Annotated in this window: 26 protein-coding genes, 1 tRNA gene and 1 pseudogene; 21 read left to right on the forward strand and 7 right to left on the reverse strand. The window is 57.8% G+C overall.

The window, feature by feature from the left end; all coding sequences use genetic code 11:
* Positions 1-6: 6 nt before the first annotated feature.
* Positions 7-219: a cold-shock protein gene (locus RGM2987_RS13510; RefSeq protein ID WP_003179963.1), complete on the reverse strand. Its 213-nt coding sequence runs from the start codon at positions 217-219 to the stop codon at positions 7-9.
* A gap of 289 nt (positions 220-508) precedes the next feature.
* Positions 509-811, reverse strand: a complete 303-nt coding sequence (locus RGM2987_RS13515; protein ID WP_245141937.1) for a hypothetical protein — start codon at positions 809-811, stop codon at positions 509-511.
* 372 nt (positions 812-1,183) lie between these two features.
* Between RGM2987_RS13515 and thrS the strand changes: the two genes are divergently transcribed.
* The 9 genes from thrS to RGM2987_RS13560 all read left to right on the forward strand — a co-directional run bounded on the left by thrS (position 1,184) and on the right by RGM2987_RS13560 (position 8,641).
* Positions 1,184-3,106, forward strand: coding sequence for a threonine--tRNA ligase (thrS, locus tag RGM2987_RS13520; RefSeq protein ID WP_245141940.1), 1,923 nt, complete (start codon positions 1,184-1,186; stop codon positions 3,104-3,106).
* On the forward strand, positions 3,106-3,657 hold the full coding sequence (gene infC / locus RGM2987_RS13525; RefSeq protein ID WP_245142009.1) for a translation initiation factor IF-3: 552 nt from the start codon (positions 3,106-3,108) through the stop codon (positions 3,655-3,657). The genes thrS and infC overlap by 1 nt, the downstream gene beginning before the upstream one ends.
* 60 nt (positions 3,658-3,717) lie before the next feature.
* The gene (rpmI, locus tag RGM2987_RS13530) at positions 3,718-3,912 is read left to right on the forward strand and encodes a 50S ribosomal protein L35 (protein WP_002553160.1); all 195 of its coding nucleotides are present in this window, start codon (positions 3,718-3,720) and stop codon (positions 3,910-3,912) included.
* A 30-nt stretch (positions 3,913-3,942) separates the two neighbouring features.
* Positions 3,943-4,299: a 50S ribosomal protein L20 gene (gene rplT, locus RGM2987_RS13535; RefSeq protein ID WP_039592831.1), complete on the forward strand. Its 357-nt coding sequence runs from the start codon at positions 3,943-3,945 to the stop codon at positions 4,297-4,299.
* A 109-nt stretch (positions 4,300-4,408) separates the two neighbouring features.
* Positions 4,409-5,425, forward strand: a complete 1,017-nt coding sequence (pheS, locus tag RGM2987_RS13540; protein WP_047229332.1) for a phenylalanine--tRNA ligase subunit alpha — start codon at positions 4,409-4,411, stop codon at positions 5,423-5,425.
* A gap of 27 nt (positions 5,426-5,452) precedes the next feature.
* Complete coding sequence (gene pheT, locus RGM2987_RS13545; protein WP_245141943.1) at positions 5,453-7,831, forward strand: phenylalanine--tRNA ligase subunit beta; 2,379 nt, start codon at positions 5,453-5,455, stop codon at positions 7,829-7,831.
* Between the two features lie 3 nt (positions 7,832-7,834).
* Positions 7,835-8,137: an integration host factor subunit alpha gene (ihfA, locus tag RGM2987_RS13550; RefSeq protein ID WP_002553164.1), complete on the forward strand. Its 303-nt coding sequence runs from the start codon at positions 7,835-7,837 to the stop codon at positions 8,135-8,137.
* Positions 8,118-8,474 (forward strand): MerR family transcriptional regulator, encoded by a 357-nt coding sequence (locus RGM2987_RS13555; protein WP_003179985.1) that lies wholly within the window; start codon positions 8,118-8,120, stop codon positions 8,472-8,474. The genes ihfA and RGM2987_RS13555 overlap by 20 nt, the downstream gene beginning before the upstream one ends.
* 90 nt (positions 8,475-8,564) lie before the next feature.
* A tRNA-Pro gene (locus RGM2987_RS13560) sits at positions 8,565-8,641 on the forward strand.
* A 396-nt stretch (positions 8,642-9,037) separates the two neighbouring features.
* On the opposite strand, the gene RGM2987_RS13565 is transcribed toward RGM2987_RS13560, so the two are convergent.
* The 4 genes from RGM2987_RS13565 to RGM2987_RS13580 are packed head-to-tail and all read right to left on the reverse strand — an operon-like array spanning position 9,038 to position 14,443.
* Complete coding sequence (locus tag RGM2987_RS13565) at positions 9,038-10,891, reverse strand: AAA domain-containing protein (RefSeq protein ID WP_245141946.1); 1,854 nt, start codon at positions 10,889-10,891, stop codon at positions 9,038-9,040.
* A gap of 1 nt (position 10,892) precedes the next feature.
* Positions 10,893-11,294 (reverse strand): hypothetical protein, encoded by a 402-nt coding sequence (locus RGM2987_RS13570; protein ID WP_071492924.1) that lies wholly within the window; start codon positions 11,292-11,294, stop codon positions 10,893-10,895.
* Positions 11,294-12,499 (reverse strand): hypothetical protein, encoded by a 1,206-nt coding sequence (locus RGM2987_RS13575; protein WP_245141949.1) that lies wholly within the window; start codon positions 12,497-12,499, stop codon positions 11,294-11,296. Before RGM2987_RS13575 ends, RGM2987_RS13570 begins: the two co-directional genes overlap by 1 nt.
* A 15-nt stretch (positions 12,500-12,514) precedes the next feature.
* Positions 12,515-14,443 carry a hypothetical protein gene (locus tag RGM2987_RS13580; RefSeq protein WP_071492926.1) on the reverse strand — a complete coding sequence of 643 codons (1,929 nt, stop codon included), beginning with the start codon at positions 14,441-14,443 and terminating at the stop codon, positions 12,515-12,517.
* 179 nt (positions 14,444-14,622) lie between these two features.
* On the opposite strand from RGM2987_RS13580, the pseudogene RGM2987_RS13585 reads away from it, so the two are divergent.
* Positions 14,623-14,760, forward strand: a pseudogene (locus RGM2987_RS13585) (transposase domain-containing protein); the annotation flags it as partial.
* Between the two features lie 107 nt (positions 14,761-14,867).
* Positions 14,868-16,214: a phospholipase D family protein gene (locus RGM2987_RS13590; protein ID WP_245141951.1), complete on the forward strand. Its 1,347-nt coding sequence runs from the start codon at positions 14,868-14,870 to the stop codon at positions 16,212-16,214.
* 420 nt (positions 16,215-16,634) lie between these two features.
* Here the strand turns inward: RGM2987_RS13590 and RGM2987_RS13595 are convergent, their stop codons facing one another.
* On the reverse strand, positions 16,635-17,723 hold the full coding sequence (locus RGM2987_RS13595; RefSeq protein ID WP_245141954.1) for a WYL domain-containing protein: 1,089 nt from the start codon (positions 17,721-17,723) through the stop codon (positions 16,635-16,637).
* A gap of 98 nt (positions 17,724-17,821) precedes the next feature.
* On the opposite strand from RGM2987_RS13595, the gene RGM2987_RS13600 reads away from it, so the two are divergent.
* The 10 genes from RGM2987_RS13600 to RGM2987_RS13645 all read left to right on the forward strand — a co-directional run bounded on the left by RGM2987_RS13600 (position 17,822) and on the right by RGM2987_RS13645 (position 26,095).
* On the forward strand, positions 17,822-18,691 hold the full coding sequence (locus RGM2987_RS13600) for a hypothetical protein (protein ID WP_245141957.1): 870 nt from the start codon (positions 17,822-17,824) through the stop codon (positions 18,689-18,691).
* A gap of 103 nt (positions 18,692-18,794) precedes the next feature.
* Positions 18,795-19,163, forward strand: coding sequence for a hypothetical protein (locus RGM2987_RS13605; protein ID WP_245141963.1), 369 nt, complete (start codon positions 18,795-18,797; stop codon positions 19,161-19,163).
* Between the two features lie 179 nt (positions 19,164-19,342).
* Positions 19,343-19,978 carry a helix-turn-helix transcriptional regulator gene (locus RGM2987_RS13610; RefSeq protein ID WP_245141967.1) on the forward strand — a complete coding sequence of 212 codons (636 nt, stop codon included), beginning with the start codon at positions 19,343-19,345 and terminating at the stop codon, positions 19,976-19,978.
* Positions 19,979-19,989: 11 nt separating this feature from the next.
* A complete protein-coding gene (locus tag RGM2987_RS13615) occupies positions 19,990-20,799 on the forward strand; it encodes a ubiquinol-cytochrome C chaperone family protein (protein ID WP_245141971.1) in 810 nt (269 codons plus the stop codon).
* Between the two features lie 31 nt (positions 20,800-20,830).
* A complete protein-coding gene (locus tag RGM2987_RS13620; RefSeq protein WP_176814209.1) occupies positions 20,831-20,974 on the forward strand; it encodes a hypothetical protein in 144 nt (47 codons plus the stop codon).
* Positions 20,975-21,002: 28 nt separating this feature from the next.
* Positions 21,003-22,232, forward strand: coding sequence for a hypothetical protein (locus RGM2987_RS13625; protein ID WP_245141973.1), 1,230 nt, complete (start codon positions 21,003-21,005; stop codon positions 22,230-22,232).
* A gap of 80 nt (positions 22,233-22,312) precedes the next feature.
* Positions 22,313-23,341, forward strand: a complete 1,029-nt coding sequence (locus RGM2987_RS13630; protein WP_245141977.1) for a radical SAM protein — start codon at positions 22,313-22,315, stop codon at positions 23,339-23,341.
* Positions 23,338-24,192 carry a histidinol-phosphatase gene (locus tag RGM2987_RS13635; protein WP_245141979.1) on the forward strand — a complete coding sequence of 285 codons (855 nt, stop codon included), beginning with the start codon at positions 23,338-23,340 and terminating at the stop codon, positions 24,190-24,192. The genes RGM2987_RS13630 and RGM2987_RS13635 overlap by 4 nt, the downstream gene beginning before the upstream one ends.
* The gene (locus tag RGM2987_RS13640; protein WP_245141981.1) at positions 24,189-25,322 is read left to right on the forward strand and encodes a phosphoribosyltransferase family protein; all 1,134 of its coding nucleotides are present in this window, start codon (positions 24,189-24,191) and stop codon (positions 25,320-25,322) included. Before RGM2987_RS13635 ends, RGM2987_RS13640 begins: the two co-directional genes overlap by 4 nt.
* Entirely contained in the window at positions 25,319-26,095 is a 777-nt protein-coding gene (locus RGM2987_RS13645; RefSeq protein ID WP_245141984.1) for a glycosyltransferase, read from the forward strand. Before RGM2987_RS13640 ends, RGM2987_RS13645 begins: the two co-directional genes overlap by 4 nt.
* The last annotated feature ends 1 nt before the right edge of the window (position 26,096 follow it).

Genomic DNA, 26,096 nt, shown 5'->3' on the forward strand with positions numbered 1-26,096 from the left:
GAGAAATTACTCTGGGCGAACTTGTGCAGCTTGCATACCCTTTTGGCCTTTCTCAGCCACGAAGGAAACGGTCTGGCCTTCTTTCAGGCTTTTGAAACCGTCGCTTTCGATAGCTTTGAAGTGTACGAACAGGTCGTCACCGCCACCTTGAGGAGTGATGAAGCCGAAGCCTTTTTCATCGTTGAACCATTTAACGGTGCCGGTTTGGCGATTAGACATGGTGTATCTCCAAGAAACATATATTTTCAGTGTACTGTGCTGCTCAGGCCAACTGGGCACACCCGGGTATCATAGTCGAAATGTTCGATTTGGGAGCCCCCCGGACACGCTGTTTGCCAATCAGTCGTGTTCTCTTTGTCGCCCAGTCTCGCTGAAGGCCCCGGTTTTAAAGGGTTTCAGCTGAAAGTAAAGGCGATAAAAAAAGCTGTAAAACCTAAAAAAAACGTCTGGAAAAGGGTTTTTTCCGGCTTTTTTAACGGTGCCGACCCGCTTCAAAGGCCCCGCCTACTCATTTTTTCGCAGGTGCATTGGCCTTGCATTTGGCGATCTGGCCAAGAGCTTTCTGCTGCAGTTCGGGGGTCGCCTTGTTGTCCATCAGCGCCTGGATGTCACCCGCCGGATAGGACTTGATGGCGTCGGCGCCGCAGGCACAGTGGGACTTGGCTGCTGCCGCGCCGATCTGTGGCGTTGCCGCCTCAGTGCACTGGGCCATGTACTTCTCGCGCTCGCCCTTGGGCCAGTCGGCATGGGCGGTCAACGGAAGCAGCAGGGCGAGGGGGGCGACTACTGCGAATAAGGTGTTCAGACGCATGCGAAGATGCTCCTTTCGGGTCGATGTCTTGTTATCTGAGGCGTTGCGCTCGCTTCAGTTCAGCACTCTGGCATAAATACCTCGGATTTACGCCCGCATCAATTCGAGCACGGCGGCGACCGTTCATCTGTGCTAGGATCCCCGGCTCAGGCATTTTCAGGCTCCGGATGACACAGGTTCCGGCGGCGGCAAATGCTCGAATAACCCTGATTTGAATCCCAGTCACTCTGGTTCGGTTTCCCCGGTTGGCCGCAAGGCTCCTGCCGCTGTAAGGCAGGCGTTCGTCATTGAATGGCCTGGACTGGATCTTGTACTGGCTCATCCCAACCCACGTGACCTTTGGTAGGGGTCACCACTAGGAGAGGAGGCGCCATGCCAACTATTACTCTTCCCGACGGCAGTCAACGTTCCTTCGATCACCCGGTTTCCGTGGCCGAGGTCGCCGCATCCATCGGCGCAGGCCTGGCCAAGGCCACCCTGGCCGGCAAGGTCAACGGCAAGCTGGTCGACGCCAGCGACGTGATCGACCACGACGCCACGCTGCAAATCATCACGCCCAAGGATGAAGAGGGGCTGGAGATCATTCGCCACTCTTGCGCGCACCTGGTCGGCCACGCGGTCAAGCAGCTGTACCCGAGCGCGAAGATGGTCATCGGGCCGGTCATTGACGAAGGCTTCTATTACGACATCGCCTTCGAGCGTCCTTTTACACCGGACGACATGGCCGCCATCGAACAGCGCATGCAGCAGCTGATCGAGAAAGATTACGACGTCATCAAGAAAGTCACCCCGCGCGCCGAAGTCATCGAAGTGTTCAAGGCCCGTGGCGAAGACTACAAGCTGCGTCTGGTGGAAGACATGCCGGACGAGCAGGCCATGGGCCTGTACTACCACGAAGAATACGTCGACATGTGTCGTGGCCCGCATGTGCCGAACACCCGTTTCCTGAAATCCTTCAAGCTGACCAAGCTGTCCGGCGCCTACTGGCGTGGCGATGCGAAGAACGAGCAGTTGCAGCGCGTCTATGGCACGGCGTGGGCCGACAAGAAGCAGCTCGCGGCCTACATCCAGCGCATCGAGGAAGCCGAGAAACGCGACCACCGCAAGATCGGCAAGCGCCTGGGCCTGTTCCACACCCAGGAAGAGTCGCCGGGCATGGTGTTCTGGCACCCGAACGGCTGGACGATGTACCAGGTGCTCGAGCAGTACATGCGCCAGGTCCAGCGTGAAAACGGCTACCTCGAGATCAAGACCCCGCAAGTGGTGGACCGCAGCCTCTGGGAGAAATCCGGGCACTGGGCCAACTACGCCGACAACATGTTCACCACCCAGTCGGAAAACCGCGACTACGCCATCAAGCCGATGAACTGCCCGTGCCACGTGCAGGTGTTCAACCAGGGCCTGAAAAGCTACCGCGAGTTGCCGATGCGCCTGGCCGAGTTTGGTGCCTGCCACCGTAACGAGCCTTCGGGTGCGCTGCACGGCATCATGCGTGTGCGGGCGTTCACCCAGGACGACGCCCACATCTTCTGCACCGAAGAACAGATGCAGGCCGAGTCCGCTGCGTTCATCAAGCTGACCATGGATGTCTACCGCGACTTCGGCTTCACCGAAGTCGAGATGAAGCTGTCCACTCGTCCGGAAAAACGCGTCGGTTCCGACGAATTGTGGGATCGCGCCGAAGCCGCATTGGCCGCAGCCCTCGACAGCGCGGGCCTTGCGTACGATCTGCAGCCGGGCGAGGGTGCGTTCTACGGTCCGAAGATCGAGTTCTCGCTGAAAGATTGCCTTGGCCGTGTCTGGCAGTGTGGTACCCTGCAGCTCGATTTTAACCTGCCGATCCGTCTGGGCGCCGAATACGTGTCCGAAGACAACAGTCGCAAGCACCCGGTCATGCTTCACCGCGCGATCCTCGGTTCCTTCGAGCGGTTCGTCGGCATCCTGATCGAACACTACGAGGGTGCGTTCCCTGCGTGGCTTGCGCCGACCCAGGCAGTGATCATGAATATCACTGATAAACAGGCAGATTTTGCCGCTGAGGTCGAAAAAACTCTCAACCAAAGCGGATTTCGTGCCAAGTCCGACTTGAGAAATGAAAAGATCGGCTTTAAAATCCGCGAGCATACTTTGCTCAAGGTTCCCTTTCTCTTGGTTATTGGAGATCGGGAGGTCGAGATGCAGACTGTCGCTGTGCGTACTCGTGAAGGTGCTGACCTGGGCTCGATGCCCGTCGCCCAATTCGCCGAGTTTCTCGCGCAAGCGGTTTCCCGGCGTGGTCGCCCAGATTCGGAGTAATTATTATTAAGCGTGATATGAGACAAGATAAACGAGCTGCACCGAAAGCCCCGATCAACGAGAATATCTCGGCACGCGAGGTTCGGTTAATTGGCGCTGACGGCGAGCAGATTGGCATCGTCTCGATTGATGAAGCGCTTCGAATTGCTGAAGAAGCCAAGCTTGATCTGGTAGAAATCTCCGCAGACGCAGTCCCACCGGTTTGCCGGGTGATGGACTACGGCAAATCGATCTTCGAAAAGAAGAAACAGGTTGCCGCGGCGAAGAAAAACCAGAAGCAGATTCAGGTAAAAGAAATCAAGTTTCGTCCAGGGACGGAGGAAGGGGATTACCAGGTAAAACTGCGCAACCTGGTACGTTTCCTGAGTGATGGGGACAGGGCCAAGGTATCCTTGCGATTCCGCGGCCGTGAGATGGCCCACCAGGAGCTGGGGATGGAACTCCTCAAGCGGGTTGAACAAGACCTGCTCGAGTACGGTTCGGTCGAACAGCATCCTAAGATGGAAGGACGCCAGCTGATCATGGTCATCGCCCCGAAAAAGAAGAAGTAATCACCAGGGCACGGCAGGCCTTGCGATTATGTTTATCAACTGAATGCGGAGTATCCGAACATGCCAAAGATGAAAACCAAAAGTGGTGCTGCTAAGCGGTTTCTGAAAACTGCTAACGGCATCAAGCACAAGCACGCTTTCAAGAGCCACATCCTGACCAAAATGTCGACCAAGCGTAAGCGTCAACTGCGCGGTAGCAGCTTGCTGCATCCGTCTGACGTGGCAAAAGTCGAGCGCATGCTGCGCCTTCGTTAATTTTTGGATCAAGAATAGAGGAAGTAACTCATGGCTCGTGTAAAGCGTGGCGTCATTGCCCGTAAGCGTCACAAGAAAATTATGAAACTTGCTAAAGGCTACTACGGTGCGCGTTCCCGCGTATTCCGTGTTGCCAAGCAAGCCGTAATCAAGGCAGGCCAATACGCCTACCGTGACCGTCGTCAGAAAAAACGTCAGTTCCGCGCTCTGTGGATCGCTCGTATCAACGCTGGTGCTCGTACCTACGGTCTGTCCTACAGCCGTTTCATCGCCGGCCTGAAAAAAGCGTCCATCGAGATCGACCGTAAGGTTCTGGCTGATCTGGCAGTGAACGAAAAAGCGGCGTTTGCTGCGATTGTCGAGAAAGCTAAAGCCACCTTGGCTTAAGTACCCCCGGCAGTCACCGGGGCCTGCCTCTGCAGGCCCGGGTGTCAAACGTCATAAATAGGGGAAGAGCCTTAAAGCTCTTCCCCTATTTTGTATCTGGAGTCTGTACATGGAAAACCTGGACGCGCTGGTCTCTCAAGCACTAGAGGCTGTGCAAAGCGCTGAAGATATCAATGCCCTGGAGCAAATCCGGGTTCACTACCTTGGCAAGAAGGGCGAGTTGACTCAGGTGATGAAGACCCTGGGGAATTTGCCGGCCGAAGAGCGTCCGCAGGTCGGTGCGCTGATCAACGTTGCCAAGGAACGTGTCACAGAGGTCCTCAATGCGCGCAAGGCGTTGTTCGAGGAAGCGGATCTGGCTGCCAAGCTCGCCGCCGAATCCATTGACGTAACCCTGCCTGGCCGTGGCCAGACTTCCGGCGGCCTGCATCCGGTAACCCGGACCCTGGAACGTATCGAGCAGTTCTTCACCCACATCGGCTATGGCATCGCCGAAGGCCCTGAGGTGGAAGACGACTACCACAACTTCGAAGCGCTCAACATCCCAGGCCATCACCCGGCCCGGTCGATGCATGACACCTTCTATTTCAACGCGAACATGCTGTTGCGCACCCATACCTCGCCGGTACAGGTCCGCACCATGGAGTCGCAGCAGCCGCCGATCCGCATCGTCTGCCCAGGCCGTGTTTACCGTAGCGACTCCGATATCACCCACTCGCCGATGTTCCACCAGGTCGAAGGCCTGCTGGTTGATCGCGACATCAATTTCGCCGACCTGAAAGGCACTATCGAAGAATTCCTGCGGGTGTTCTTCGAAAAAGAACTGGCGGTGCGTTTCCGTCCTTCGTACTTCCCGTTCACCGAGCCATCCGCCGAAGTCGACATGGAATGCGTGATGTGCAGCGGTAAAGGCTGCCGCGTCTGCAAGCAGACCGGCTGGCTGGAAGTCATGGGCTGCGGCATGGTTCACCCGAACGTGCTGCGTATGTCCGGGATCGACCCGGAAGAATTCTCCGGCTTTGCTTTCGGCATGGGCGTCGAGCGTCTGGCCATGCTGCGTTACGGTGTGAATGACTTGCGCCTGTTCTTCGACAACGACTTGCGGTTCCTTGCGCAATTTCGCTAGCCGTCACGAACTTATTAGGAGAGCAGGATGAAATTCAGTGAACAATGGCTGCGCGGCTGGGTAAGCCCGCAGGTAAGCCGGGACGAGCTGGTTGCTCGTCTGTCGATGGCCGGTCTTGAGGTTGATAGCGTAACGCCGGCCGCCGGTCAATTCAGCGGTGTGGTAGTGGGCGAGGTGTTGAGCACCGAGCAGCACCCGGACGCCGACAAACTGCGAGTTTGCCAGGTCAGCAATGGTGCGCAGACCTTCCAGGTCGTCTGCGGCGCGCCCAACGTGCGCCCGGGCCTGAAGATCCCGTTCGCCATGATCGGTGCCGAACTGCCGGGCGACTTCAAGATCAAGAAAGCCAAGCTGCGGGGCGTCGAGTCCAACGGCATGCTGTGCTCCCAGGCTGAACTGCAGATCGGCGAGGGCAACGACGGCCTGATGGAACTGCCGGCCGACGCGCCAGTGGGCCAGGACATCCGTGAATACCTGAGCCTGGACGACGCGAGCATCGAAGTCGACCTGACCCCGAACCGCGGTGACTGCCTGTCCCTGGCCGGTCTGGCCCGGGAAGTCGGCGCCTTGTACGACGCCCCGGTTTCTCGTCCAGTTGTTGCGCCTGTACCGGCGAGCCATGACGAAGTGCGTTCGGTGGAAGTACTGGCACCCTCGGCATGCCCGCGTTACCTGGGCCGCGTGATCCGCAACGTCGACCTGTCGAAGCCGACGCCGCTGTGGATGGTCGAACGCCTTCGCCGCGCCGACGTGCGCAGCATCGACGCCGCCGTCGACATCACCAACTACGTGATGCTGGAGTTGGGCCAACCGCTGCACGCGTTCGATCTCGCCGAAATCAATGGCGGCATCCGCGTGCGCATGGCTGAGGAAGGCGAAAAACTGGTGCTGCTCGACGGCCAGGAAGTCACCTTGCGCAGCGATACGCTGGTGATTGCCGACCATGCCCGCGCCCTGGCGATTGCCGGCGTCATGGGTGGTGAGCACAGCGGCGTCTCCTCGACGACCCGTGATGTGTTTCTCGAAAGTGCGTTCTTCGACCAGATTGCCGTCGCTGGCAAGGCCCGTTCCTACGGCCTGCACACCGACGCTTCGCACCGCTATGAGCGTGGGGTGGACTGGCAATTGGCCCGTGAAGCCATGGAGCGCGCCACTGGCCTGCTGCTGGACATCACCGGCGGCGAAGCCGGCCCGATCATCGAGACTGTCAGCGAACAACACCTGCCGAAGATCGCACCGGTCACTTTGCGTGCCCAGCGCATCTCGCAGATGCTGGGTATGGACATGGACGCCGCCGAAGTCGAGCGCCTGCTCAGTGCCTTGGGCCTGGACATCAGCGCTGACGGGGCAGGGCAATGGCGCGTCGAAGTGCCAAGCCATCGCTTTGATATCAGCCTGGAAGTCGACCTGATCGAAGAACTGGCCCGCCTGTATGGCTACAACCGCCTGCCGGTTCGTTACCCGCAAGCGCGCCTAGCTCCACAAGCCAAGGCCGAAGCCCGTAGCGACCTGCCAGAGCTGCGCCGCCTGCTGGTGGCCCGTGGGTATCAGGAAGCGATCACCTACAGCTTCATCGATCCTCGCCAGTTCGAGCTGTTCAGCCCGGGTGTCGAGCCGCTGTTGCTGGCCAATCCGATTTCCAATGACATGGCGGCCATGCGCTCGTCCCTTTGGCCTGGCCTGGTCAAGTCGCTGCAACACAACCTGAATCGCCAACAGGACCGCGTGCGTCTGTTCGAAAGCGGCCTGCGCTTCGTGGGCCAACTGGACGGCTTGAAGCAAGAGCCAATGCTCGCCGGTGTCGTCTGCGGCAGTCGCCTGCCGGAAGGCTGGGCACAAGGCCGCGAGGTCGTCGATTTCTTCGACGTCAAGGCAGACGTGGAAGCGGTGCTGGGCTTCGCTGGTGCGCTCGACGCGTTCACCTTCGTGCCGGGCAAGCATCCCGCCCTGCACCCCGGGCAGACGGCGCGCATCGAGCGTGACGGGCGTGAAGTCGGCTATGTCGGCGCGATTCACCCTGAACTGTCGAAAACCTTGGGCCTCGATCACCCGGTGTTCGTCTTCGAGCTGATCCTGGCCGAAGTGGCATCGGGGAAAATGCCGAAATTCCAGGAGTTATCGCGCTTTCCTGAAGTGCGTCGTGACCTGGCGTTGCTGGCCGATCGCGAGGTGGCTTCCAGCGCTGTGCTGGAAGTAATTCGTGAAAATGCAGGTGAATGGCTGACGGACCTCAGGCTCTTTGACGTGTATCAGGGTAAAGGCATTGATCCGCATAGAAAAAGCCTTGCTGTTGGCTTGACCTGGCAGCATCCATCGCGCACTCTTAATGACGATGAGGTGAATGCCGCAACGCAAAATATCCTCACCTCGCTCGAAACCAGGTTGAACGCCACGTTAAGGAAGTGACGTATGGGGGCTCTGACGAAAGCTGAGATGGCGGAACGTCTGTATGAGGAGCTGGGCCTGAATAAACGGGAGGCCAAAGAATTGGTCGAACTGTTTTTCGAAGAAATCAGGCACGCTCTGGAAGACAACGAACAGGTCAAGTTGTCCGGTTTCGGCAATTTCGACCTGCGGGACAAACGCCAGCGGCCTGGCCGCAATCCAAAAACGGGAGAAGAAATCCCGATCACGGCTCGCCGTGTGGTCACCTTTCGTCCAGGGCAGAAGTTGAAGGCCCGAGTTGAGGCTTATGCTGGAACCAAGTCATAACGACGAACTACCCGTCATCCCGGGCAAACGCTACTTCACCATCGGTGAAGTCAGCGAGCTGTGTGCGGTAAAACCGCACGTGCTGCGCTATTGGGAGCAGGAGTTTCCTCAACTCAACCCGGTCAAGCGCCGCGGAAACCGCCGGTATTATCAGCGACAGGACGTGCTGATGATCCGGCAGATCCGCGCGTTGCTCTATGACCAGGGCTTCACCATCGGCGGCGCACGCCTGCGCCTCTCCGGTGACGAGGCCAAAGACGATACAACCCAGTACAAACAGATGATCCGCCAGATGATCGCCGAGCTTGAAGATGTGCTGGTGGTGCTCAAGAAATAAATTTCTGCTTTTAAATACTTCCAGTTTTCAAAAGCTTGCGATATATTCCTGAGCGTTCCGCTGAGAAGCGGAACAAGATTCACGCCTAGTCGGGGCGTAGCGCAGTCCGGTAGCGCACTAGCATGGGGTGCTAGGGGTCGAGTGTTCGAATCACTCCGTCCCGACCATATAAATCAAAGGGTTGCGAGATTTTATCTCGCGACCCTTTTTATTTTTAAGTGTTTTTACCCCTACAAAACGACTGGCTTTGGATGGAATCCTCGTCTGTTTCAAAGAAAATGGGCGCGAGATTTCTGGGTGCCGGAGTCCCCCCCGCAGTAAGTTCGGCGATGGGGGTTGAGGGGACCTTAATTACGGCCCGTCAGCAGTCTCCAGCTTTGACTGTGGGGAGGCCGCGCTAACCGAGAAGTCCCAATAACCCTATAAGACGAAATGTCAGCAAATCGGGGCTAGAAGATCTGGGGCTCGAAGCCCATGCATTCGACTCTGAGCCCCTATCGATCCACCTGAAACCGCGTGACCAGGGTAGGCTGCGGTTGAGAGCGTGGCTTGCGCGGCCTGATTCATCCAACCATAGAAATCACCGGTCTTCCCACAAGCGCTGTCAGTGCCGGCAGCCTCTTGCTTCGGATGTATTCGATGCTTCCCACCAGGTAGACACAGTCTCTGGCCCGGGAGATGGCGACATTCATGCGTCGGTCGTCTGCATAGAACGTGGCGGGCCCGACGGTACGCACGAACGAGAAGAAGACGACGTCAGCCTGACGCCCTTGGAACGCATCGACGGTATCTACCTCGATTGTCAGATGCTCGCGGAAATCGAGTTTGCCCAGGGCGAGCTTGAGCTGCCTGCACTGTGCGCGGTAAGGCGTGATCACTGCTACGCTCAATCGCTTGCCGTCGCTGAAGTAGGGCCTGGACTCTTCGCTTTGAAGAACGGTGGTGCTGGCATCCATCATCACATCACCGGAGCCCACGGTATCGCCGCGGGCTGAGGCTTCAGCAATCACAGCAGACTTTGCTTCGCTGATTTGCTCACACATCGTCGTCAGGCGATCAACGATGATCTGAATCTCGCGCTGGTTGATCAATGTCTTTTCCTCTTCTCCGCGTTCAGGGGGGACGAAGTACCCCTTGGAGTCGTAGGTCAGCCAGGCGAATTGCTCGAACAGGCCATTACCCTCCGTGCGGCTGTGATCGAGGCCGTTGTTGTAGAAGTGCTTGGAGATGAATTTGCCGATCTCTGGCAGCATCCGGTACTGCTTGAGCAGCGTGCCTTTCATGTGCTCGGGGAAGTTCTCGAAGATGCGCTCGATGACGCCGCCTCTGATGAGCTTCTCCTGGGCCTTGTCGAGTGCCGAGAGGGCGGCAGACTCTTCCTTGCAGAAGGTCGGTGGCAACTGCTTATGGTCGCCCACCAGCACGCACTTGCGGGCCACTGTGAGTGCCATGAGCCACTCGGGCAGGGTGGCTTTGGAGCACTCATCGACAATGGCCAGGTCGAACATGTCACTGTCCTTGTCGATTAAGTGATCCACCTGGTTGCAGGTCACGCCGATGATCTGATGCCGGTCGGCGAGGTTGCGCACCAACCACCGAGGAAGTTCGATACTCCCATCGCTGTTCGTGCGTCCGCGATCCAGCTTTTGCCACAAACGCTCTGTGAGCTCCGGCGCTTTCTCCCACGCATCTCTCCATACGGCATCAGCCCGATCAAGCGCTTGGACTTCGATGGAGGCTGGGTTTTCCAGGGTGGAGACCATGAAGCGTGGGTAGCGCATCACCATGGACATATCGGCAACTGAAAGGTGAGTGGTCAGGCGATCAAGAGCGTTGTCGACCGCGACGTGTGTTTCGGAGCTGATGAGGATTCGCGCGTCGGGTTTGCTGCGCAGGGTCTGGAGGATGATCTCCACGATTGCGGTGGTTTTACCGGTACCTGGAGGCCCTTGAAGGAAGAAGATGTCTTCGCCAGCCAGGGCTTTCTGGATTTGGGAGTAGGCATAGATGTCAGCCAGGTAGCACTCCTGCACCGGTGCCGTGGCGTGAATAGCCATCGAATGGTGCAGGCCCAGTTCGGCAAGCTCAGCACCTACCTTCGTTTTGCGAGCGGTAGCGTGGGTTTTCTCAGCCGATTTGCTGCCCGATGCATCGTCTCCGGATCCTGCCGCCTCGGTGTAATACTTGGCCAAGATGTTGTTGTGAGCGACGTTGCAGTTAGCACCACTGCGGAATCGCAGGATGTACTTGATCTGCCGTTCATACTTTGCGCGGGTGATCGGATCGGCTGTGATCTCGACGAGCTTGACCAGGTACTCCAGCCAGTCGTCGATGTGATCGATGAGGTCGGGTGCCGGTGAGACAGGGGAGGGGGATGTGCTCAGGTCACCCTTGTTGAAGTGCTCTTTGGATGTCATTTCAGACCCCCTCAACTTTTGGCTTCAAGAGCGACAATGCACCCGCCGGGTTTCGTACGCCAATGCCCATCAGAATCTTGCTCAGCAGTGAGTCGTTTCGTTCCAGTTGCTCGATGCTCAGCGGCAACTCAAGTACCTGGCCAGCCGCGAGTGCCTCGACGATGCGCATGTCATCATTGATGGAGAGCGTGTCCATGTTGAGGTGGGCCATCTCCGCTGCGAGCAGTTTGTCCAAACCCAAGACGAGGCGGTTGACCGTAAATTGGGGCAGGACGTTGATCAGCTCATCGTTGGTGGTGTAGCCCTGTCGTACGGCTTCGGAAATGGCGATGAAGCACTCCCTGAATTGCCAGGCGCCCCATTGGAAGCTGAGCTTCACGCGCATTGTGCTTGATGTGCTCACTATTGCCTCCTTGCTGGGTGACGTACTGACTTGGTCGCCAGGCCGATCGCTGGCCAGTAGATGTCTGCGTCGTCGCGCGCGAGCAAGGTGAATACCTGCTCGATGGTTTTTGAGGGGTGAAGGTCGTTGATCCAACCCATGAGTTTCTTGATTTCATCGCGGCGAAATGTGAACACCTGGCGGGCTGCGTAGAAGTTGTCCTGGTGTTCGCGAGCGGCTGCCAGCGAATGGAAAATCTCCGAGCGCGCTGCCTTGTCCGCGTCGAGTGTGGAAAACTCTTGAAAGTCATGAGCCCACTTGATGCGCGTTTGGATAATCGCTTTACGATGTTTGAGGTCTGATGTCTTGCGCTTGGCGTCTTCCCAATCGGGCCTCGTATCGATGAGCACCTGATTGATTTCACTGAGCGTGCCGCCATTGGGCATTTGTGAAATCCACAGGTTGGCCAGTGGCGACTCGCTGTCCAAGAACTGGTAGTAGTTTTCGAAAATATCCTGCAGTGCTCTGAATTTGGTACCGCACTGCTCGTAGAGGTTCTTCACACGCTGCCTCACGAGCTGGTGTTGCTCACTGTTTCGTTCCTTCTCTGCCTTGAGCGCGGAGGTGGAAATTCGGAGGTCACTTAGCTGCTTTCGCAGCTTGCTCTGATAGCTTTTGATACGGCTCAGATCGCGCTCATAGTCCTTGGCATCGGACTTGGCATCTCTTGCAAACTGTTTGACGAGCTTGTTTATCTCCGGGGTTGTGACGCGAGGCGGACGATCCGCAATTTGTGCTTGCCAGGTGCGGCGTTCCTCGGCGCGCGAAAGCCGGATCATCTCTTGATTGAGCTCATCCAGGTACGAAATCGTGGATCGGATGACCTGGATTTTGTCTCTCTCAAGATTCCAGCGCAGCTCGCTGATGTTCTTGCGCAACCATGCCTCGATACACAGGAACATAGCCTGCGGGAGGTCTTTGAGGTGGTCAATGTAGTCCGTGGTCTTCTCGATGTGATCGTTGAGGAACTCAACATACTGCTTGAGCTCTTCCTCGCGCAGCTTGGCGAGCTGTTGGATCTGCAATTTGTACGCGTCGGCTTGAGCTTTAACCCGGGCCTGGCTAGCCGCAGCTTCGCGCTCATACTCATCGATCATGCACTGCGTTTTTTGCAGATGTTTATCCAGGCTACGGCTGGTGAAGTAATGGACAAGTTTCTTTAGCATTCTGGGCTCCTTGCACTACGGGCGCACAAAAAATTCGTAGGCCTGATCCCACGACGTCTGCTCAGGCAGCACGTCCGTGAGACGGACATCGATCGTGGCCAGCATCGTCCGTGCGATTTTGTCGGTGTCACCACCCCCGAATGCAGTCGCTTCAAGGGATTGCTGCAGCGTTTTGAGCTCCTCGCGATAGGCATCCATGCGCGCCTGTTCGAGTTGCTGTTCGGTACCGGCAGCCTGGAGCGCCTTGCGCTCGCCGAGAAGGGTGTTCTTGATTGGGGTGAACAGGAGGAACTGAAGCTCCAGGTGAGCGTTCAGGTCTTTGCTCAGCATCTGATAGCGCTCCCCCGCCTGCCAAGTGATCTCTTGGCGCTGACGCTCGTAGTCCTCCTCGATCTGCAAAATTTTCTGCTGGTAGCTGGCCTTAAGCTGATAGAGGGATTCTGCCTCTTGGGAAGGTAGGCTGGCGATCTGCTTCTCGATCTGCTTCTGCACGGCCATAAGTTGACCTTTGCGAGCACGGTATTCCGAGAATACCGAGATACTGCCGGAAAACGGCAGCATGTCCTTCCACTCGAACTTGAACTCGGACATCGTTCCGACCAACCCCGCGTACTGCGATAGGTTGATTGAGCCGTTGGTGAGCTGGGACATCGCAGCCTGCATGTCCTCCATCGCCAGTTTTTTACCTTGGCCGGCGAAGTGGCCAACATAAGCAGAGACAGCGAAGGAGAACCCAATCGAGAATACGGCCCCCAGCGCAATTGGGCCAAGGGCTCCAAGTGTGGTGCCAAACAGAGCTGTGGAGGCGATCTCGGAGGCCACCCATTGGCCCAGGAAGGTCGCCGTCGCGGTGCCTGCGCTGTACGCCAAGGACCCGCCCACCACCGATACCGTGGTGCTGATCATTGAGCCACCGAACTCCAGGCTGTCGATTTCGCCTCGCGAGAACTTGTAGATGTTCTGGCCGAGGCTCACCGCGATGTTGGTGACAGCCGAAGCTACGTTGCCTTTAATCAGGTGGCCGCCTGCGTTCTTGAGTACGGTGTGCGAGGCGCTGTCGATCAGGTTCTGGCCAAGGTGCTGAATGCCAGTGACCAGGACGGCATTACCGGCCCCCTTGATCGAGCTCAGAACAATACGCTCGGCGGCCTCATAGCACTGCTCCATCGTGAGGGGCTCATCGCTGCGCATGATGCCAAGTAGCTCGGAGGCGGCGCTTAGCGTGGCGCCACCGATTGCCCCAGCCTTGGCTGCATTCGCGTATTGCATGCGATTGAACTCAGCACGCACGCGATCTTTCTCTGCGTACTCGGGACCTTTGCCTTCTTTGGTGGTTTCTTTGACGAGTTCCTCAGAGCTGCCTTTGCCGCGGCGCTTGAGTGGCTTGCTCTTTATGTCGGGGCGATCGTCCGAATGGATCGAGTCATCCAGGGTCTCTGAGGTCTTCTTGTAGTTCTCGCTTACCTCCGGCCGCTTCTGGGCGTTGTTGGTCGCCTCGTCTTTGGCAACGATTCGGGCGTCAGCGAGCTGCTCCTCCGGGACGATTTTGCCTACGTCCTGATAATCACCGTGGTTGATGGCTTTGGTGCTTTCCTCTGCAGTCTTGTAGAACTTGAGTTGATAGTCCTTAGAGCCATCGGGGGTGTTGATGCGAATGTCGGTGACTGGATCGTTATGTCGCCCTACGTCCAACGTGGCTCGGTGGTTGTTGGCTCCCTTGCCGGCTGCTTCGATGTTGTACGAGCCCGCGTGGTGAGCTTCTGCGATTCGGCCCTGCTGCTTGTCCAGGGCCCAGTTTGCATACTCACCGTCTTTTCTTGTGATCGATTGCTTGAGCATCACCGAGTACTGATCCAATGCATCGGTCAGGAACTGGTTCTGCAGTTCGTTGAAGCCAGCCTGAGCATACAGAACACCCTGTTCGAGGGTCTCTTTCGTTTCCATGTCATCTCATCCTTCAGATAGGTCGCCGAGGTGGCGCCTGACCCTGCATGGAGGCAGTCCAATCCGAACGCATCGGCGGCGATGCGCGTTTCTTGAGAGGATTATTACGAAAGTGATATCGGAAGGCCATTAAGTCTGGCAAAAGGTATGCGCCTACTTCGGATAAGCTTCAGCAGCGGATCATGAGCCTGATCCAGTCAGTGCGCATTAATGGGCACGACCCGTATGCTTGTCTCAAGGATGTGCTGACGCGGCTGCAGACGCAGCGAGTAAGTGAGATTGATCAGTTGCTGCCACGTCGGTGGATACCGGACTGACTTGCGCAAGGTGAGTTGGGCGGTCGCTTACCGCTCAATTTGTGATTGAACGGATATAGTAGCGTCGTGTGCGCATTGTCCAACGCAATACGTTGAAAGGAGTCGACATGAAGCTCATCGCCAATCGAATTAACGGGGTACACCTGCGCGACCTATTACCTGGGGCCGAGGTCGAGATAGATGGCGTATTGGCTGCCGTGGCCTATGGCAGTAGTGCATCCGATATCACCCAAGATCTGGTCGGCCATTGCGTCAATAACAAGCTGCGTCTGGACCTATGGATGCGCTACGACCACACCGTGCCTGTTTCGGTAGAGCTGCTCAAGCGCCTGTTCAAGCATCAGAAAGACAATGTATTTACGCGCTTTGTCCCCGACCGCTTCCACCCCAAGGTTATTTGGTGGAAAGGTTACGGCGCCTATATTGGCTCGGCCAACCATACCGATAATGGGTGGCTTACGAACATTGAAGCGGGAGTTTTCCTGACGGCGGACGAGTTGCTCGCAAATGGCATGGACAACCAGTTGGAAGACCTCTTCGACTACTTGCATGAACTGGAAGTGACCATCCCTATTTCGGCGGATTACATCGCTGAAATGGAGCGCTTCAACCTCTGGAACAAGGGCATCTACGACGAGTCGCGCAAGAAGCGCAGCCATCCCGAATGGGAAGGGCCGAGCTTTGTCCAAGAGAAGGCCGCCTTTGACCGACGGAAGGACAATTTCAAGCAGGAGTGGTTAGAAACGCTCGGTATTCTGCAGAGCATCCAGCAACAACTGGGTGACTACCGACCCAAATGGGTGAGTGCCGATGTCCCAAGTGCTTGGCATGTCGATCAATTTCTGCATGGTTACTATTACAATCATGTCGGCGACGCCCAGCGCAAGCCATACGAGGACTTCCACGAAAGCCATCGGGCCAACCCGCAGGCTGCACTGGAGGTTGAACTGAGGTGGTGGAAGTCTTTGTCGGAAGCGCCATCGTACGAAGACTACGCGCTTTATGAGAGTGCACCGGCGGTGCGTGAGTTGCTGGCCCGGGACAGGGTGCTCGAATTATCTAGTGAGGAATTCGCCGTCCTGTGTCGCAACACCCACGCGACCATGGAGCACATAATAAAAGTGCCAACCGCCGAGCTTGGCTTTCCTGAGCTGAAGACGCTGGACAGGGAGTCACGTGTGCGGCCCTTTGCCGAACTCATCCTGCGTCAGCGCAACCGCAAGGGATGGGATGTTCGTAAACTACTCCACCATGTGCTCTACGAAGGGCAAGATAATGAGATCTGGTTGCGCCTGTACCATGCTGGGCGCGACTGGGAGTACAGCATCCCACGCTATGGCCTGAATTCTCTAGCCGAGGTGATCGGCTGGGCCCGGCCGGAAGTGGTCCCACCGCGCAACGGTCGCACCAGCAAGGCGTTGAGAGCACTGGGCTACGATGTGAAGGTTTATTGAATTCCACAGCACAGTTGCCACGTTCAAGCGCTGTATCGCTTGGCGGATAGTTGAAATATTCAGTGCAGGAGCGTCTACTAGTGGCCGATAGCTTCTGCTTGCTGGGCGCGCGTCCAGTTGCCACCGGTCTGACACATGCTCCTTTCTGGCTTGTCGGGTTGGGCGCAAAAAAAACCAATGCCACCATTGCGATGCGAACCGTTTGTTACGTCGCTCAATCGCTTCCAAAATGGGCACACTCTCCAGACTTTAGAGGGATTACCTCCACGATCTGCTGTATTAGCATCCATTCAGCCCTGGACCGTTAAAACGGACTAGCATAGAGGCGTTGACCGAGCGCGAGGTTTGGCCAGCCACCATTGGCGTAGGGCTAGAATGTACAAAATTTGCGCCAGATGCCGGGAGCCTTTCCAGTCGATTTCAGCACGTGTACTGCGATAGCGCTGTTTCGAGTTGCTCGCGGACATGACAGCGAAGGTGCGCGGGCGAAACGACTTCGACGTCTGCGGCATTGCTCATCAGGAATAATCTAAGACCCTGAGTGTCGAGCAATTCACACCGCAGCAACCATCTATCGCCATCTCTTTCGACCTGTTGATTCGCCGCAAGCGCGTTTTCCGTAAGGCGATTGTGAAGGTTCTCCTTCAACCGCAACACCAACTCTATCGTCTCGTTCGCGTGGACAGAAATTAGGTCTCGCTGAACCTCGATGGAGCGAACGTCATAGCCTTCAGGTTCTTGGATAGCATCCCTCGCCACCCGCACGTCTACCATCCGATGCAACATCAGCGCACAGGTTTTACCAATCCCGTTGCTGCTGTACTTTCCTCTTGGCAAGCCAGGATCGGGCGCCTCTCCATGCCAGGTCTCCTTTGCTACAAATGCTGACAGGTAGATGTTGCTGTCCTGGTACGCGAGCGCTAGCGGTTTCAGAAGGTAGGAGCACTCCACGCCGTTGGCATCTCGAGGTCTATAACGCACGGTCAGGCTATGATCGTCGATCATTGCACCTTGTATGAGCTTGAGGTGCTCATGGTCATGTTGCCCATGCTCCAGCACAGTGAACCGCGTGCCAGTGATGATGCGACCCTCGGCGACTAAATGCCGGGCTGATCGAGACTTCAGCTCCCAGGCCGCGTACTCGCGCAGCTTTGTAAGCTCTTTCGTGTCCATCCAGAAACCGAAGCGTTCAGCATGTTGGAAAATAGCGCTAAGGGTCATCGATTCTTGCGGCGAAAGCGCCAAGTCAAAACTGCCTTTGCCCAATTTCCAGCGATGCGCTCTGCGTCGCTGTCCTGATTCTTCGGGTACTTTTTCTACAAACCCTTCCGCCTTCAACTCAAACAGGTCACGCCGAGTTGTCCTCGGATTGGCGGTACCGTCCGCCCATTCGAGCATCTCTTGATGCAACTCCTCGGTCGACAAAGCGCGGCCTGCACGTTGGAGAATCTTGCGCAAATATTTGCGTCGCTTTTCTCGGTGTTCAGTTTCATCTGAAATAATTCGCATAATTTTTCAACTCGGACAAATCAGTGTCTAGTAGGGCTGCATCATAGCCCCGCTGGCACGCAATTGGGCGTTGAATATGCCAGCCCACAGGAGCATTCATGAACACTAAACACCCCTACGCTAAGCTTGATCACGTCCCCGAATTCATCGACTGGTTGGCGGGTCATCTTGATTCGGACACGCTCATCACGCATGAGTACGTTGATCGTCGCTCGGGAGTACGGTGGTCGTGTAACAGCCTGTACGGCGCGTTTACCTCGTATTGCTGGAATCACCCGGGTAATACCCGCCTCGCGTTCAACCCAGGGGTTAGCGCTGCCAGCAACGAAATGGCGCTGTCCGCACTGCGCGCAGACTTGATCGCTGCTGGCAGCAGCGATGCGTTGATCCTCCAGGCGTCCCTCGACGTCATGGCCTGGGGAGGTGTCACCTCCCGCAACAACGAATGGTTGAAAGCCAACAAGACTGGCCTTGCAAAGATGATTTCGGATGTCGCTACAGCATTGGTAGACAATGATCCCGACGCCCCGATTCTTCGTAATCAATCGCTGCGCTTCAATTCGGGAATGACCAAAATCTATTCGTTGCTTTGCCCTGATTTCATCATCTACGACAGCCGGGTAGCCGCTGCATTGGGATTGCTGGTGGTCAAATACTGCAATGTCAAATGCCTGACGAAAGTTCCGCCGGCGCTTAATTTCCCTTGGGCCGGGGCGAAAGAGTCGACCACTGCTCTCGCACCTAAACGCCGTAACCCAAGTATCGGAAGTCTTCAGTTCAAACGCCTGCGCTCAGGGTCGCATCACGCACGTTGGAACATGCACGCCAGCTACGTGCTCAGCCAAGTGGCAAAACATCCTCTCTGTTCTGAGAGTCCTTTCCGGGTCGGTAAAACAACCCAACAAACACTTCGCAGCATCGAACAGGCTCTGTTCAGTATTGGGTATGACTTGCCGGTGAACGACTGACCACCATTGCTTTGGTGAAACGATCTCACAAGTCATCCTGCTGGAGGAGGCGAGGGGGCGTCCTGCGCCCTTGCGCCCCCACTAACTTAAATCGGAGGCCCCAATGGCCGAGATGACCTCGCTGCAACTCATGATTGTCGAGTTGGCGAAAAGCGGTACTAGTTCGTCGGCGCTCAAATCTGCTGTCCTAAGCGTTCACCCACACCTGAACGATGGTGCTTACTTGGGGGAATTGGCCACCTTGCAAGTCAAAGGCTGGCTTGTTGGTGAAGAGGCGGAGGGCGCTTGGTTTTTCACGTCTTTCGTCGACGACGTGGTCGCTGACCGGGTACCTGAGTACAGCCCGGAGTTCGCCGAAATGATTGTGGCCGCGGATTGTGGCAACTGGACCGAATTGGACCCGGATGAACTCATAGCGCAGTTGGATGAAATGCTCAGAAAGGCAAACGCCCGGCGTTCGGGAAAAGCGTAGCGTTGGATTTACAGGGCTCCGTTGTTGTCTTCACCCTGACAACGCACAGAATAATGGAGTGACAACGCTCCAGTCACCATCGGGGGATCCTAAAAATGGAGTGGCAGCGCTCCAGTTAGGCCTTTCGCTACGCTAAAAATATTACTAAAGTGCCACTATCTAATAGCGAGATGATGGCAATGAATATCCTCACGCCTCAACCCATTCAGGTTTCGCTCGGCCAATGGTTTAGCCGCAACCTATCCTCCGTTCTCGCTGTCGCAGGTGCGCTGCGGGAAACGCAACACGATGCCGACGGCCCCGGGCCTTTGTCCGCGGTGCAGATCCAGCAGCAAACCGGCATCGCTCGTAGCACGCTGCGGGCCCTGAAATCACCAGCGCAAGGTAGCGATGCCAACCCGGACCTGAGCACTATCGAGCGTCTTGCCCAGGCTCTGGGGGTGCCACCTGCTTTCCTGTTGATGCGCCCCCAGGACTGGGCACTGCTGGCCAGCGCGATCGGCAACAGTGGCGATTACTTGGTTGCAGCTCACAAGTTGGAGGCCGAAGAGCGGCTTCAAGAGATTAATCCGGTGGAAAAGGTCTTGCGCGAATGCAAGGTCCATCCGGATCGGCGCCCCAGTATTGTGGGTGCCTCGCCGGAAGTTGCCCGGGCCAATGCCCGCGATGAGTGGCGTAGACGCGCATGTCTCAAGCTCGATGCGCTGATGCTGCGCGAGATTTCAAAATCCGGCCCACGCAAGTGGTTGGCCGCGATAGCGGGCGCCTGGGTCAGCCAGACCACGCCACACGATCCTTCTTCTAGCGAACAATAAGGAGTGCCGGGATGCCGATCATTCACGACCCCGATCTTGCCGATGTATTGATGAGTGCCAGCGCCGACGACGTGGGCCTGTTGATAGATGTGATCACCGACAACGGCAAGGGCCGCATCTCCCTGTCATCTTCAGTCTGTCGTCAGTTGATGTCCGACAAGGACAAGGGTGTCGGCGAGTCGACCCGGGCTATTTTCGCCGAGGAGCTTACCCGCTTTGGCGGCAACTCACTGGTCAACCTGTTCCGCGGCGGTAGTGGTGTGCCGTACCGCGAGCTGTTGGCTGATGTGGCCGGGCACGTCGGCGCGAAGAACAAGGCGAGCGCCAGCTGCGCCGAGATGGAAATGGCGATCATCACCAAGGTATTCGCCCAGTCCCTGGCGCGGATGAGCGAGGAAGACCGCAAAACACTGTTCGAATCCCTGGGCGGACTGACGTACCGACCCGGCATGGGGCCGGGGGCATTGGCGGCTTTGCTGGCTTCACTCGGTAGTTCCGGGTTGGCTTCCTACAACGTGGCGGCGGTGGTCGCCAGCGCGACCATGAGCAGCCTGGTAGGGCGTGGCGTGGTGCTGGCGGGTTCGAGCACCCTGGGTCGTGGTCTAGCAGTGCTGGCTGGCCCGGTGGGCTGGGCCATCACCGGGATCTGGACGGCATTCGACCTAGCAAGCCCGGCGTACCGGGTCACCGTGCCCTGCGTCATCCAGATCGGCCATATGCGCCAGAAGATGTTGCTCAAACCCACCTGTCCCGGTTGCCACGCGATAGTCGCGGCCGCCGCCAACTTCTGTGGCAAATGCGGGATACGCCTGGGCGCCTGATGCCCACTTTAGACGACCAAGGAGTGAGTCAATGAACCCTGTGATTTCCCCTCTCGAATTTCTCCTGACCAACGTCATCTGCTTCGCCGCTGGCGCGGCCACGGTGGTCGCGCTGAGCCTTGCGGCGAAAGCCGTGCATGCCTCCGGCAAACGCGCCGCGCAGAGCGCCACCTGAACCAACGGATTGAGTAGGAGCGAGAACCGTGTACAGCAACCATCACGCCAAGCGACTGGTATCCCTCAAGGGGGAAATCATAAAGATCAATGCAGACATCCAGAATCTGCGTGCCGACCTCGAATGGTTCGAGCGATTCGACCAGGAGAGCAACCATAGCAGGCTCGCTCAGGTGCAACGGGAAACTCTCGCCGCGCGGGAGCAGCTTGCCAGGGTCGAACAGAGCATCAAGGCCAGCCGCGCTGAGCTGAACAGCGCCAAGGGCGTTGCCGAGGCGGGCTGGTCGCCGTTGCACTGGTTTTCCAGTGAACGGCGCGTGGCTGAGCGCCAGGTCAGCACCCTGCAGGAGCGGCTGGCGCAGTTCAAGAGCCGGCAAGAGGGCTTGGTATCCGGGCTCGGCGAAAGCGAACGGGAGCAGCTGCGCCTGAGCGCCAATTCGCGGCGATACCAGGGCTTCGATTCATTGCAGGCCAAGGCCACCATCACGCAACTGGACAACGACGTGCAACGCCTGCAGAGCGTCGTCGACGAAGTCAGAAAGGCCAGCGCCCACTGGGAGGCGGTGGCCGGAGAGGTGTATCGCAATTGGAAAACTACTCATGACCAGTTGCGGGCGACGGAGCGGGACATCATCGATGCCGAATGCTTCATCAACCAGTTGGACAATGCGCAAAGCTCATTCGATAAAAGGATGGCCCATGACGAATGTGAAAACCGCTTTGGTGTCGGGCAACGCAGTCCGGATAGGGTGTTGAAGGATCGGCAATTCCACCAGCGCAAACTGGAACGGGAAGAGGAAAAACGCAAGCGCCGCCTGCGCGACACCATTCGCTTGCTGGAAAACGAAATCCGCAACTTGGTGGTAGATGGCAATAATCTTTGCTACCTGAACGAAGCGGGCGGAAAACGGCGCTTCATCGGTCTGGAGGTGCTCAAGACACTTGTGCCTCACCTGGCCGCGACTTATGGCGTGACCTTGGTCTTCGATCCGGGCATCCGCCGCCAGCTCGATATGAGCGACAACGCACTCCAAGCGATGTTTCCGCAGGCCCGGATACTGGTTATGCCGCCCACCCTTACCGCCGACCATCCGGTGCTGGCCGCCGCGGAGTTCGATGTCGAGACCTATGTGATCAGCAACGACCACTACAGCGATTACCCGGACATGGCTGCGGTCCGAGAGGATCGGGTACTGCATACAGTGGTCCATCGCGACTCCGTGCAGATCCCGCAGCTGCAGGTATTGCAGCCTTACTGATGCCCCACGCGACCGGTGACTACCGGTCATGTGCAACCCACGCCCGTGCAATCGTGCAGGCTAGCAACGAGTCAAGAAAGATGGATCTGAAAGGCCACCTGCTGTACATCGATATCACCCAAATCTGCGGCATCGGTTGCGCGTTCTGCATGTACGCCGACAAGCACAAGACGGGGATGAGCATGGAGTTATCGAGCCTCGCCCGGGAGAACCTGGCGGCGCTGATCAACGCCCCCGACGTCAAGCGCATCTCCATCAGCGGAGAGGGCGAACCCCTCAACAACGCCAGAGTCTTCCACGAGATTCTTGAGCTTTCCCAGGGCGGCAAGCGTTTCGAGTTCATCACAAGCGGTTTCTTTCCCCACGAGAAGATGGCGGAGTTCTATGACACCACCAGTCGCATCGTGGTCAGCCGGGGCGACACCTGCAATATCCGACTGAGCTCGGACAGCCACCATATCGAAAAGGTGAAATGGCGGGCTCATGGCTTCAGCCTGGATTACCTGCGACGAAACAAACCGGCCGGGCTGAGCTTTTCGTTTCGCTCGATCGACACTGATCGGGAGTTCACCCGCGACTACCTCCGGGAGGAACTGGCGCGCTGGGGCCTCGACGCCGGGATCGTCGCGGGCAATGCCCTGGAAGATACGCTGGTGGTCGGCGAGGAACGGTTCGGTATCGACTACAAGAACCTGGTCCACCCGGCGGCCGACACGCCACCAGGTTATCTGGATCTGCATGGCTACATCGACGCGATCGAAGCCCGGGTCAACAAGCGCTTCACCCTCGGCAGCCTCAACCCGCCTCCTCACGCCAACGGCATGGACCTGACGGTGAAACCTAATGGTGACGTCTACCTGTACGGCATCGAGCACCAGCGCCTGGGCAATATCCACTTTGACCGGATTGGCTGGGAGCGACTGGCCAGCCATGTACGCGACACGCCCCTGGTCCGCGCCCTTTACAGCCAACCACTGAGGGACCTGCTGGCGCGTCTCGACGACCTCGAACTGGTGCACAAGATCCTGCGCAAGGCGAATAACCCCTACTGGCTGGTCAAGGAACTGGCCAATCACGATGGCCTGTTAGAACAGATGGTGCCGGCATGATCGACTCCCACAGTCATACCTTTTATTCCAAGCATGCCGTCGGTACGGTGGACGAATTGGTGCGGGCGTCAATCGCCGCCGGAGTGAAGATCCTCACCATTACCGACCACGCGCCGTTTCCGGTGGACAGCGACAATCGCCTGCTGGAGGCGGAACTGGAGCGCTATTTCGCCGATATTGAGCGGGCACGACAGGAGCACCAGGGACAGATCAAGATCCTGCGCGGACTGGAGTTCGACTACATGCCGGGTGCGGATGCCTACAACCGCGAGTTGCTGGCCCGGTACGATCTGGATTTCGCCATCGGCTCGATCCACTACGTCGAGTTACCGGGCGAGCCCATGGCTAAGGTTTGGGAGTTGGCCAGGCTGTCCGCCCCGGCCTTTCTCGACCGTTATTTCGCCCATCTGCAAGCCTTGCTGGAGTGCGGGCTGTTCGACACAGTCGGGCACGCCGACACGCTGCTGCGCGGGGTGGCGGAAGACGTAGTGCTGCGCCGGATGGAACCGATGCTGCCGCTGTTCGCCCGCAATGGTGTGGCCTATGAACTGAATGCCTCGGGCATTCGCAAGTCGAGCCTGTTGCCCGGTTCGACTCGTGAGGTTCAGGGTGTCTGGAGCTATCCATCACGCACCCTGCTGCCCCAACTGATCGCCTACGGCGCGGCGTTCACCATAGGTTCCGACACCCACGATCCGCATGACGCGGGGGCCGGCATCCGCACCCTGGTCGATGAACTGCAACCACTGGGCCTGCACCGGATCAGCTACTTTGAAGGGCGTCGACGCATCGACATGCCCCTGGATTTCTTCAGCCCGGCGTCTGGCACCGATACAAGGATTGTCCCGTGAACTCCCGATCGAATGACTGGAATCTACTCGCCACGGCGCCTGTCGACGAACAGCTGGCGCGCTTTCGCGAGGCCGTGGCCCGGCCGCAGGCGGAGCACGTGAATGGAGGTCTGCGCGCGTTCGCTGGCGGCTTGCTGGCGCAAGACCTAATCAATATGGACAACTATGTCGCGGTGCTCGGCGGTCATGCCCTGAACTGTCTGACGATCGACGGCACCGACGGATTCCGCGACATGAGCAGTGGCGCAAGCGCCTCCGAGCTGACGGCCATCTACAGCCGTGCCAAGTACGGCAGCCAGAAGGACATCAATTTTCTCGCCGGCCTGGTGATCAACTATCTGGAGCGACAGCTGGATGACCCGGCGTCACACTGGGCACGGCTGTTCACCAGCGCGCGGGAGCACGACGAAAATGTGGTGCTGATGACCACTGGCTGGCGCAACGTGCCTTCGACGGCCAACGTGCTCTACGACATCGTGGTGGAGGAGATCAACGTCAAGCTCGCCCATATGGGCCTGCCCACCCTGATCAACGTCAAGCTGCCGCGCATCGCTCCTCCTTGCGAGAACTACGCGAGCCTGAGTACTGAAGAGCGCGAGCGGGTCAATCTTGTCCAGGACCATGTGATTCCCGCGGAGAACTTCTATCGCTGGAGCGGCGTGCACGTCATCTTTGGTGACGATGTGCTGGTGACCGGATCGACCGCCGACAAGGTGTTGCGTGAGTCCCTGCTAGCCGGTGCCCGCTCGTTCCAGGCGATCTACCCTATTGCCATCGATCCGCGGGTTGCCCTGGCTAATGCCACCGTCGAGGAGCGCCTGAACATGGTGGAAATCAGCCATCAGCTGGACGACACATTGGCCAAACTCCTTGGGGCGGCGGAATACCAACCCATCCTGCGCACGTTGCGTCTATTGTTTTCGACGGACAACTACCAAGCCTTGCCGGCATTCCTGGCGCGGGTGCCGGCGGCCAATTGGTTGCGGCTGTACAAGGCGGCTCTGGGAAACGAGTTCCTGCGGCAGGCCGAATGCATACCTTCGCTAACGCTGCTGCGGAATTACCTGGAGGACCTTGGGCTACTGGGCAGTGGCGGCGTGACGGCAGAGAGGGCCACGTTGTGCGTGTGAACTACGTGAGCTACTGGGAAACGGCGGCGGGGCAGAGCATGCCGCCGTGGATCGCCTTGGCTCTGGTCTCAATGCAGCGGGCGCTGGGGGACAATTTCACCCTGCTAACCCCGGTCAGCCTGCAGAATTGCATAGATGCTTCTATCCTCGGCAAGGATTGGCGCTTCGAGTCGCTGACCTTCAGCATGGACAAAGGGATCGAGGCGATCGTCGCCAGGAGCGACTTCATCCGCATGGCCTACGTTCATCGCCATGGCGGGGCCTGGATCGACGCGGACAGCATCCTGCTGCGCGACCCGACCTCGTTGTTGTTCCCGACGGGACTCGACAAGCGACTGCACTGGCACAGCGAATGCCTGTTCGCCTCACTGCCGGGAAACGCCGATCTCGCAGAGGCACTGGCGACCGGGCTCGCCGTAGAGACACATGCCTGGGGCAACCCGGGAGGGATCAAGGAGCTTGTCGCCAGGTCGCCGCACCAGCTGGTGACAATTTCGCCATCGGTATGCGACCCGGGTTATCGACCGCTGTACAACTTCGACAGTTGCGCGGTGATGAGGCGCACGGACATTGCCGTGAGCGACTTTCTGCTCCGCGACGTGAACCTGCTCAAGCTGTACAACACCTGGTTCAAGCGGACCGCGACACGCGATGTGTCGGTGGCCGAGTTCCTTGAAGAGGGAACCCTGTTGTCACGCATCTTCCTGCATATCGAACCCGATCTTGGCTTCTGGCTGGGGGAGTGTGAGCGCTTGATCGAACACTGCGGCTGAT

It is taken from the genome of Pseudomonas sp. RGM2987, from assembly GCF_022952855.1.
In the GTDB taxonomy this organism is placed as follows: domain Bacteria; phylum Pseudomonadota; class Gammaproteobacteria; order Pseudomonadales; family Pseudomonadaceae; genus Aquipseudomonas.